Below are 6,356 nucleotides of genomic sequence, written 5' to 3' on the forward strand. Positions count from 1 at the left end.
CGCCATAGGGCCGATAATGATCGGCTAGTCACAACACGTTTTTGTAGACAACGTACGGTGATTAATTACTCCTTCAGCCAGCAACTCGCTAATTGTTATTCAACTTCAGAAATTATAACTAATTGAAGCACCTACAAAATTATGCCCTGAATTTTTATCCGTGAGTGATCCATTCGAGAAATGCCGAATATAAGCTTCTGTAGAAAAAGCCCCAAAGTTCCAGCCAAGAAACGCTTTTTCTCCAAAGGTAAATGCAGAATTGACACGCATATCATCTCGCGACTTAGATTTTATATAAGCCCCCAGACCAATACCGGTATAGATACCAGCGAAATGAACCAGCGCCACATCCTTCGAGATACCCAATACGCCCTGGTTATATTTATTGCAGGGAACGCTGCCAGAATGTTTACTGCAATCATCGATACCCTTAGCCTTAAATCCTCCTAACTCCAGATTATTTCTTGCCTGTAAAAAGAAAAAATCGCTGGGTTCACTGTATGTCAGAAATGCCGTATATAAGTGCTCAACCCCTCCTCTTCTTATACTTTCTCCCGCAGCAAAAGAGATCTGATGCTTGTTGCCCTTGCCAAAAAAAACATTATCATTAGCAGAACATGCGAATGCACAAAGTAATAATATATATATAAATATTCTCTTCATATACACTCCACCACCATTTCAATGTCAATAATTATTTTTAACCGGCTAACATATTTAAAATTTTCTACGCCACGCTTACGCTCACAGAAACGGCTGATATAGCATCCAGTATTAATATTATTGTCATAATTACTCCAACCAGCATTTTTGATGCAAACAGGCTGGACATGGACTGTGTGCAGAAATCAAAACATACTCACTACGCTTTCCCCTTGAGTCGCCCCAACGGGTGCTCAAAACGCCGCGAGTGTTGTTCAGGCACATCCAGGATAAGTTATAAGTGAATGACTCTCATTCCTGACCACATTTTCATTTATGATAAGAATATCGTCAGAATCTCTTTATCGCATAAAAATACCTCTGCTATTGACTTAATATTTAATTTAACAGATGTCGCGGTTTATTCGTTCTGCTCAGATGTATTTCATTGGCATTAATAAAACCATAAATAAATTCAATTAAAATAATTTGTTAATAATGAAAATCTTTAGACGCTATGACTTTTAATAAGGAATTTCCTGCCAGTAAAGATAGTCTGGACTTACGGGCGCAAGGGCGCAGCTACATATGCCACACTTCTGTTATGTCACATTGTCCGAAAAAAGCGTCCAGACCAGTATTCAACTTCAGGGAGTATTCTGTTTTCTCTCACAACAGGTTGTTTTATCCTTTCTATCGTTCAGCTAATGACTCGCCTGTCACAGGTTTTACTACTTACCCATGCACTAATTAAGGTAAAATTTACGCGCTTGACAATGTGGCAAATCTGGACGATTTCCGCGCTGAAAACAATAATCATTCTAATAAAACTCAGGAGATATAGCATGCCTGAAGTAACACCTTTTCAGGTGCTTATTGTGGACGACCATCCACTTATGCGGCGAGGTATTCGTCAATTACTGGAACTGGACCCGGCTTTTTATGTCGTTGCCGAAGCGGGTGACGGGGCGAGTGCGATCGATCTGGCGAATCGCATTGAGCCCGATCTGATCCTGCTGGATCTGAATATGAAAGGTCTGAGCGGGTTAGATACCCTGAACGCGCTACGCCGGGATGGTGTAACGGCGCAAATTATTATTCTTACCGTCTCGGATTCCGCCAGCGACATCTACGCGCTGATCGACGCCGGCGCCGACGGTTATCTGCTCAAAGATAGCGATCCGGAAGTGCTGCTGGAGGCCATTCGCAAAGGCGCTAACGGCGGTAAAGTCTTTAGCGATCGGGTCAATGAATATCTGCGTGAGCGCGAACGGTTTGGCGCGCAGGAAGATCCCTTTAGTATCCTGACCGAACGAGAGTTAGATGTCTTGCATGAGCTGGCGCAGGGGCTTTCTAACAAACAGATTGCGTCAGTACTGAATATTTCTGAGCAGACGGTTAAGGTGCACATTCGTAATCTACTTCGCAAGCTAAACGTGCGCTCGCGCGTCGCGGCGACCATTCTATTTTTACAAACACGCGGAATGCAGTAACAAGCCAGGCCCGGTGGCGCCACGCCACCGGGCCGTCAGGGCATTATTTCTCCTGCGCCAGCCGGATACTGCGCTCTATCACCGCCCGCCGGGTATCGTCTGCCGGCAACAGTTTCAGCATCATCTCCCAGGCCGCCACCGCCTCGCCAAAGCGCTGCTGCTCAAAGGCGCTGAACGCATACAGGCTTAACACCCGGATATCCGTGTGGTCGCGGCTCACCAGCCGGCGCAGCAGCTCCCCGCCGCGGCGGTTATCCTCCGGGTCGGACGAGCGCGTCAGCGCCTCCGCGTAGCCCAGCGCTGCATCGCGGTTTTCCGGGTCCAGCCGGTAGGCGTTCGCATACGCCCCGGTGGCGGTACCGGCATTACCCAGTACCATACCGGTGCGTCCCAGCATAAGCCAGCCCTCAACATTGCCGGCATCATTCTGCAGGCGGGTGCGCAGCCCCAGCGCCAGCCGCGCCATCTCCTCTTCATTCAGCGGCTGCGCCTGCGGGTCCAGCGCCCGCGCCAGCAGCCCGGGCGTCTGCGCCGTTGCCTGCTGCCAGGCCCTCACCTGCGGATAGCTGCCGGTCAGGACGTAGCTGCCGGCGCCGACCGCCAGCGCAATGACGGCCCCCGGCACATAAACGCCCCACCCGGCGCGCGCGCCGCAAACCGGGGTGTCCGCCGGCAGCGGCTCCCGGCGCAGGCGCACCCGCCGGCGCGTGCGGGCGACGATTATCCACCCGCCCGCCACGATGGCGGCCAGCGGCAGCACCCACAGCAGCACCGTCAGCGGGGTCAGCGGCGGGTCGTAGGTGACAAAGTTGCCGTAGCGCGCCACCATGTAATCGATGATTTCCTGGCGGCTCTTCCCCTCCTGCATCAGGTCATACACCCTGCGGCGCATGTCGGTGGCTATCATCGCGTTCGAGTCCGCAATGCTGTTGTTCTGGCATTTCGGGCAGCGCAGCTGCTCCGTGAGCTGGCGGAACTGCTGCTCCTGCGCTTCATCTTTAAACGGCATCACGTCGGTGGTTGCCCGCGCTGACCCGGAGATAACCAGCACCAGCATCAGCATCACCATGCCCGGTAACAGTCTCATTGCGCCGCCTCCCGGCTGTATCTGTCCCACAGCGGTTTCAGTTCACTTTCCCATACCCGGGCATTCAAATCGCCCGCATGGCGGTAGCGGATAATCCCGTTGCCGTCGATGAGGAAGGTTTCCGGCGCGCCGTACACGCCCAGGTCCAGCCCCAGCATCCCGTCGCTGTCCGATAAACTCAGCGCATACGGGTTGCCCAGTTCCTTTAACCAGGCCACCGCCTTCGTCCGGTCGTCCTTATAGTTCAGCCCGACCACCCGGATACCCTGCGCAGAAAGCTGGTTCAGGTACTGATGCTCGGCGCGGCAGGTCGGGCACCAGGTGGCCCAGACGTTAAGCAGCACCGGTTTCCCCTGCGTCAGCACCTCCGCCTCATAGTACTGACCCGGCGTCTCCAGCGATTCCAGGCGGAACGCCGGCACCGGCTTCCCGGTCAGCGCCGATTCGAGATTCGTCGGGTCATCCCCCTGCGCGTTGCGCGCCAGCTGCCACAGCAGCGCCGCGGCAATCAGCAGAAAAATCAGCAGCGGTAATAACAGTACGTTGCGTTTCATCCGGCCTCCGGCAATGGTTTACGGCGGCGGTAGCGCGGGTCCGCCAGGCACAGCAGCCCGCCCAGCGCCATCAGCAGTCCCCCGGCCCATATCCAGCGGACAAACGGTTTGTAGTACAGGCGCACGGCCCACGCGCCGTTGTCCAGCTCCTCCCCGAGCGCGGCGTACAGGTCGCGGGTCAGCCCGCCGTCAATCGCCGCCTCGGTCATCACCATCCGGCTGGTGTTGTAGAGCCGTTTCTCCGCGTGCAGCACCGCCTCCGGCTCGCCGTGGCGCGTCACCCCGATGAGGGCCACCCCGCCGCGGTAGTTGGGGCCGGTGATGTCCCGCACCTCCCGGAAGGTGAAGCGGTAGTCGTGAATGGTCACGCTGTCGCCCGCCCGCATCCGCACGTCACGCTCCACGCTGTAATTCTGGCTGAAGGCGATGCCGGTAATCGTCACCGCCAGCCCGAGGTGCGCCGCCACCATCCCCAGGTAGCTGAGGGAAATCCTGGCGCCGCGGGACACGCGCTGTACGGCTTCGGCCACCGCCAGCACCGCAATCCAGCAGGCCATCGCCATCCCCACCGCCGTCATGGCGATGATTTTATCTTCCAGCAGCCATGGCAAAAGTACCGACAGCACCAGGGTGGAGACCAGGGCGGTGAGCAGCAGTTTCCTGATGTTACGCGGCCGGTCCCGGCCCCAGCGCACCAGCGGCCCCACCCCCAGCAGCAGGGCAAAGGGGACCATCAGCCAGGTGAACATGGTGTTAAAGAACGGCTCCCCCACCGAAATGCTGCCCAGCCCCAGCTGTTTGTGCACCAGCGGCAGCAGGGTGCCCAGCAGTACCACCAGCATGGCGGCCATCAGCAGGACGTTATTGCCGAGCAGCAGCGACTCGCGCGACCACAGCGTGTTGTTCACCCGCGAACGCACCCTGTGCCCGCGCACGGCGAACAGCAGCAGCGAGCCGCCGGTGACCAGCACCATAAAGGCGAGGATAAACATTCCGCGCGCCGGGTCGGAGGCGAAGGCGTGCACCGACACCAGCACCCCGGAGCGCACCAGGAAGGTGCCCAGCAGGCACAGCGAGAAGGCGCAGATGGACAGCAGCAGCGTCCACGCCCTGAAGCCGGCGCGCTGTTCCGTGACCGCCAGCGAGTGCAGCAGGGCGGTGCCCGCCAGCCACGGCATAAAGGAGGCGTTCTCCACCGGGTCCCAGAACCACCAGCCGCCCCAGCCCAGCTCGTAGTAGGCCCACGCCGAGCCGAGCACGATGCCCAGCGTCAGGAACACCCACGCCGCCAGCGTCCACGGGCGGGCAAAACGGGTGAACGCGCTGTCCAGACGCCCGCTCAGCAGCGCGGCGATGGCGAAGGCGAAGGCCACCGAGAAGCCGACATAGCCCATGTACAGCAGCGGCGGGTGGAAAATCAGCCCCGGGTCCTGTAGCAGCGGGTTCAGGTCGCGCCCCTCCACCGGAAAGGCCGGCAGCGTGCGGGCGAACGGGCCGGAAGTGAACAGGATGAACGCCAGAAAACCGGCGCAGACCATCCCCATCACCGCCAGCACCCGGGCGACGATATCCGCCGGCACCCGCCGGCTGAACACCGCCACCGCCAGGGTCCAGCCGCTCATCAGCAGCACCCACAGCAGCAGCGAGCCCTCGTGCGCTCCCCAGGTGGCGGCCACCCGGTACCACACCGGCAGCTGCGTGTTCGAGTTGCCGGCGACATAGGCCACGGTGAAGTCGTTAACCACAAAGGCGTGCACCAGCACGAAAAACGCGCCCGCCACGCAGATAAACAGCAGCCAGGCGAACACCCCGGCCGACGCCATCATCCGCGCGTCACCGCGCGCCACGCCCCACAGCGGGTAAACGGACAGCAGCAGCGCCACGCCGAGCGCCAGGCACAGCAGCGCGTGGCCGTATTCAGGCATCATGATGAGGTGTCCTTATCAGCGCGTTGCGGGCGGCGGTGGTTTTCCTGCATCGCCTTTTCCACTTCCGGCGGGGTGTAGTTCTCGTCATGCTTGGCCAGCACCTCGTGCGCCAGGACGTGGTTGCCCTTCTCCAGGGTGCCCTGCACCACCACCCCCTGCCCCTCGCGGAACAGGTCCGGCAGTATCCCCTCATAGCTCACCGTCACCGACCCTTCGGCGTCGTAGAGGCTGAAGTTCACCTTCAGCGAGTCCGGGTCGCGCCTGACGCTGCCGGGCATCACCATCCCGCCGACGCGCAGGCGCTGGCCCGCCGCCGGCAGCTGCTGCGTCTCGCGCTTGCCGTAGAGGATTTCGCCGGGGGTATAGAACAGGTCGATATTCGCGCGCAGCGCGTACAGGACCAGAGCGGTGGTCAGCGCCAGGCCCGCCAGCACCGCGCAGACCACCCATAGCCGGTTTTTACGTCGCAGGTTCACGCGGCCTCCTGTTGCGCCTGTGCGGCACGCATCCGCGCCTCGCGCGCCCGCTGCTGCGCCACGCCGCGCAGAATGGCCCGGCGCTGCAGCACCGTGTGCAGCGCCAGCAGCGCCAGCGGCGCCACGGTCATCGCCACCGCCAGCCAGACAAAAAAGGCGTACCCGCCCATGGCGAA

The 6,356-nt window shown here is 59.1% G+C and carries 7 protein-coding genes; 1 reads left to right on the top strand and 6 read right to left on the bottom strand.

The window, feature by feature from the left end:
• Positions 1 to 105 precede the first annotated feature (105 nt).
• Complete coding sequence (gene pagL, locus J4613_RS06055) at positions 106 to 669, bottom strand: lipid A 3-O-deacylase PagL (RefSeq protein WP_000281867.1); 564 nt, start codon at positions 667 to 669, stop codon at positions 106 to 108.
• An 818-nt stretch (positions 670 to 1,487) separates the two neighbouring features.
• On the opposite strand from pagL, the gene narP reads away from it, so the two are divergent.
• Positions 1,488 to 2,135, top strand: a complete 648-nt coding sequence (gene narP / locus J4613_RS06060; protein ID WP_001115500.1) for a nitrate/nitrite response regulator protein NarP — start codon at positions 1,488 to 1,490, stop codon at positions 2,133 to 2,135.
• 43 nt (positions 2,136 to 2,178) lie between these two features.
• Here narP and J4613_RS06065 read toward each other — a convergent pair whose 3' ends face one another.
• The 5 genes from J4613_RS06065 to ccmD all read right to left on the bottom strand — a co-directional run.
• A complete protein-coding gene (locus tag J4613_RS06065; RefSeq protein ID WP_208293650.1) occupies positions 2,179 to 3,222 on the bottom strand; it encodes a cytochrome c-type biogenesis protein CcmH in 1,044 nt (347 codons plus the stop codon).
• Positions 3,219 to 3,776: a thiol:disulfide interchange protein DsbE gene (dsbE, locus tag J4613_RS06070; RefSeq protein WP_063814174.1), complete on the bottom strand. Its 558-nt coding sequence runs from the start codon at positions 3,774 to 3,776 to the stop codon at positions 3,219 to 3,221. Before dsbE ends, J4613_RS06065 begins: the two co-directional genes overlap by 4 nt.
• Positions 3,773 to 5,704: a heme lyase CcmF/NrfE family subunit gene (locus tag J4613_RS06075; RefSeq protein ID WP_111742286.1), complete on the bottom strand. Its 1,932-nt coding sequence runs from the start codon at positions 5,702 to 5,704 to the stop codon at positions 3,773 to 3,775. Before J4613_RS06075 ends, dsbE begins: the two co-directional genes overlap by 4 nt.
• Entirely contained in the window at positions 5,701 to 6,180 is a 480-nt protein-coding gene (ccmE, locus tag J4613_RS06080; RefSeq protein WP_001053600.1) for a cytochrome c maturation protein CcmE, read from the bottom strand. Before ccmE ends, J4613_RS06075 begins: the two co-directional genes overlap by 4 nt.
• Positions 6,177 to 6,356: heme exporter protein CcmD (gene ccmD, locus J4613_RS06085; protein ID WP_238704085.1), on the bottom strand; the 180-nt coding region annotated here is incomplete at its 5' end. The genes ccmD and ccmE, both read right to left, overlap by 4 nt.

The organism is Salmonella sp. 32020114201800008SM, assembly GCF_017572025.1.
Lineage (GTDB): Bacteria > Pseudomonadota > Gammaproteobacteria > Enterobacterales > Enterobacteriaceae > Salmonella > Salmonella enterica.

Coding starts and splice junctions, on each gene's coding strand:
- narP (WP_001115500.1), top strand. CDS start 1,488: ATGCCTGAAGTAACACCTTTTCAGGTGCTTATTGTGGACGACCATCCA.
- J4613_RS06065 (WP_208293650.1), bottom strand. CDS start 3,222: ATGAGACTGTTACCGGGCATGGTGATGCTGATGCTGGTGCTGGTTATC.
- dsbE (WP_063814174.1), bottom strand. CDS start 3,776: ATGAAACGCAACGTACTGTTATTACCGCTGCTGATTTTTCTGCTGATT.
- J4613_RS06075 (WP_111742286.1), bottom strand. CDS start 5,704: ATGATGCCTGAATACGGCCACGCGCTGCTGTGCCTGGCGCTCGGCGTG.